Annotated in this window: 1 protein-coding gene; it reads left to right on the top strand. The window is 42.1% G+C overall.

Going from position 1 to position 259, the window contains the following annotated elements; translation table 11 throughout:
• The coding region (locus AAEY62_RS23225) for an ABC transporter permease subunit (RefSeq protein WP_350636799.1) at positions 1-259 on the top strand (259 nt) is incomplete at both ends.

The raw sequence follows: 259 nt of genomic DNA, 5'->3' as shown, positions 1-259 counted from the left end.
CTGTATTGGTACGCTTTACTCGCGAGTCAATGTTAAAAGTAATGGATCAAAACTTTATCAAAACAGCTCGCGCTAAAGGCCTTAACCGTGGGCAGCTTATTATTCATCACGCCCTAAGAAATGCATTACTGCCAGTCATAAAGCAAATTGGTTTGCAATTTAGCACCTTGATCACCCTTGCTATGATCACCGAGGTTATTTTTTCATGGCCGGGGATTGGCCGTTGGTTAATAGACAGTATTTATCAACGTGACTACCC

Source organism: Pseudoalteromonas sp. GW168-MNA-CIBAN-0100 (genome assembly GCF_040309225.1).
Taxonomy (GTDB): Bacteria; Pseudomonadota; Gammaproteobacteria; order Enterobacterales; family Alteromonadaceae; genus Pseudoalteromonas; species Pseudoalteromonas arctica.
This window is presented reverse-complemented; position numbering and strand designations above follow the sequence as displayed.